Source organism: Synechococcus sp. BA-120 BA3 (assembly GCF_034931285.1).
Classification (GTDB): domain Bacteria; phylum Cyanobacteriota; class Cyanobacteriia; order PCC-6307; family Cyanobiaceae; genus Cyanobium.
Window position 1 is genome coordinate 1 of sequence record NZ_JAYGHZ010000413.1, and the last position, 2738, is coordinate 2738.

The following is a 2738-nucleotide window of genomic DNA, read 5'->3' on the forward strand; positions in this document are numbered from 1 at the left end:
CTCCAGGGCCGTCACCAGCCCGGGGCGGCGGGTGATGGGCCCCGCCACCGCCAAGGCGATGCGGACGCTGCTGGAGGCGGTGGTCAGCGGCGGCACCGGCAGCGCCGCCTACGTGGGCGCCGGCAGCTGGGGCAAGACCGGCACCACCAACGAGGGCCGGGACCTGCTGTTCGTGGGCTATGCCCCCAAACGCCAGTGGGTGATCGGCATCTGGCTGGGCAACGATGACAACAGCCCCAGCGCCGCCAGCAGCTCCCTGGCCGCCTCCCTGTTCGGCGAGATCGTGCGCTCCGCACCGCCGGGACCGTGACGCTGCCGCCGCGGCTCTGGATCTGGGTCGGTCTGGGTCTGCTGGCGCTGGTGGTGCTGGGCATGGTGCTGCAGGCGATCCAGCAGCTGCAGTGGACCCTGAGCACCTGGCTGCCCTACTGGATGGTGGGGCCGCTGATGCTGATCCTGCTGGCGGCCCTGGTGGTGGCCCTGGCCCAGGTGGGCTGGCCCTGGCTGCGCCGGCTGCGGCAGGGCGGTACCGCGGGATCTGGCAGGTCCGCCCCCGCGGCGATCCCCTCCAGCCGCCGGGAGGCGGCCCAGCGGAACCTGGGCGCCATCGACCGCACCCTGGCCCAGGTGCGCGACGCGGTGGAGCGGGAGGCCCTGCGCCAGGAACGGCAGCGGATGGAGGCGGAGCTGGAGCGGGGCGACCTGGTGATCGTCGTGTTCGGCACCGGATCGACCGGCAAGACCTCCCTGATCCGCGCCCTGCTGCAGGAGCTGGTGGGGGAAGTGGGGGCGCCGATGGGCTCGACCACCGCCGCCAGCCGCTACCGGCTGCGGCTGAAGGACCTGAGCCGGGCAGTGATCCTGGAGGACACCCCGGGAATTCTCGAAGCGGGCCGCCAGGGCCGGGAGCGGGAGCGCCTGGCCCGGGAACTGGCCGCCCGGGCCGACCTGCTGCTGCTGGTGCTGGACGGTGACCTGCGGGCCAGCGAGCTGGAGGTGTTCGAGGCCCTGGCGGGGCTCGGCAAGCGGCTGCTGGTGGTGCTCAACAAGTGCGACCTGCGGGGTGAGGAGGAGGAGCGGCGCCTGCTGGCGCTGCTGCGGCAACGCTGCGCCGCCCGCCTCGGCCCCGACGATGTGATCCCCGCCAGCGCCGCCCCCCAGAGCGTGCCGATGCCGGGGGGCAAGCCGCTGCAGCCGGAGCCGGAGGTGGAGGCCCTGCTGCGCCGCATCGCCGCCGTCCTGCATGCCGACGGGGAGGAGCTGATCGCCGACAACCTGCTGCTGCAGTGCCGCCACCTCAGCCAGGCCAGCCAGGATCTGCTCGACCGGCAGCGCCGCAGCGACGCCGCCACGATCGTCGGCCGGTACATGTGGATCGGCGCCGGGGTGGTGATGGTCACCCCGCTGCCGGGCATCGACCTGCTCGCCACCGCCGCGGTCAACGCCCAGATGGTGGTGGAGATCGGCCGGGTCTACGGGGTCAGCCTCAGCCGCGAGAGCGCCCAGGATCTGGCCCTGTCGGTGGGCCGCACCCTGGCGGGACTGGGCCTGGTCAAGGGGGGGGTGGGCCTGATCACTTCGGCCCTGAGCCTCAACCTTCCCGCCCTGGTCGTCAGCCGGACCGTGCAGGCCGTCAGCGCCGCCTGGCTGACCCGGGTGGCGGGCCGCAGCTTCATCACCTATTTCCGCCAGAACCAGGACTGGGGCGATGGCGGGCTGCAGGAGGTGCTGCAGCGCGAGTACGACCTCAACCAGCGGGAGGGGATGCTGCGCCGCTTCCTGGAGACGGCCCTCAGCCGGGTGGTGGAACCGCTGCAGCAGCGGCAGGCGCGGCGGCTGCCGCCACGCCCAGGGCCTCGGGGGGCGGGGGCTGGAGAGGACCGCGGGAATCCAGGACGGTGATCAGCACCAGGTAGGCCACGCCGATCAGGATCGAGAGGGCGCCGGTGAGGATCGCCACCCAGCGGCCCCGGCGGTCGCTCGCGGGGCGCGGCGGGGCCACCGGCTCCGGGTTCGGCTTCGGTTCAGCCATCGGCGGCCTCCACCAGGCTCCGCTGGACCACCAGGGCCAACCGCTCCAGGTGCTCGCTGCCCGTATGGGGGTTCCCCAGCACCGCCTTGAGGTGGTGAAGCCCCCGGTAGACGGGCCGCGACAGCATCAGCTCCTCGCCCAAGAGCGCCGCCCGGGTGGCCGCGCTCCAGCGTTCGGCTCCGGCGGCATCGCAGGCCTCGGGACGGAAGGCGATCAGATGCAGGGGGCCGCTGCAGAGGGTCAGGCCGCCGATGGCCCGCAGCCGCCGCTCCAGCTCGCTGCGGCGGCGGACGGCCGCATCGACCAGGGCGGCCATGCCGTCGAGGCCCAGCTGGCGCAGCCCCAGCCAGAGCTTGAGGATCTCCCCCGGCCGGGTGCCCTGCAGGCCCGCCTCCCCCTGGTGGCCGCCGCCCCAGCTGGGCTCCATGTAGGGCAGGCCCGTGCCGAAGGCCCGCTGCAGGTGGCGGGGATCGGCCAGCAGCAGCAGGGAGGAGGTCTTGGTGATGCCCAGCAGCTTCTGGGGATTGACCGTGATCGAGTCGGCCAGCCCCAGGCCGCCCAGCCGGGGCCGGAGCCGTTCGCTGAAGGCGAAGATCGCCCCGATGGCCCCATCCACGTGCAGCCAATGGCCGTAGCGGCGGCAGAGGGCGGCGATGGGCTCCAGGGGGTCGAGGGCGCCCCGCACGGTCGTGCCGGAGGTCGCCAC

3 protein-coding genes are annotated in these 2738 nt (G+C 73.8%); 2 read left to right on the forward strand and 1 reads right to left on the reverse strand.

The window, feature by feature from the left end; genetic code table 11:
* Both VB737_RS16135 and VB737_RS16140 read left to right on the forward strand, forming a co-directional pair.
* A partial coding sequence (locus VB737_RS16135; RefSeq protein ID WP_500314454.1) for a penicillin-binding transpeptidase domain-containing protein occupies nt 1–310 on the forward strand: 310 nt, incomplete at its 5' end.
* Nucleotides 307–1902 (forward strand): YcjF family protein, encoded by a 1596-nt coding sequence (locus VB737_RS16140; protein WP_500314455.1) that lies wholly within the window; start codon nt 307–309, stop codon nt 1900–1902. The genes VB737_RS16135 and VB737_RS16140, both read left to right, overlap by 4 nt.
* A 122-nt stretch (nt 1903–2024) precedes the next feature.
* Here VB737_RS16140 and VB737_RS16145 read toward each other — a convergent pair.
* The coding region (locus VB737_RS16145) for a pyridoxal phosphate-dependent decarboxylase family protein (protein ID WP_500314457.1) at nt 2025–2738 on the reverse strand (714 nt) is incomplete at its 5' end.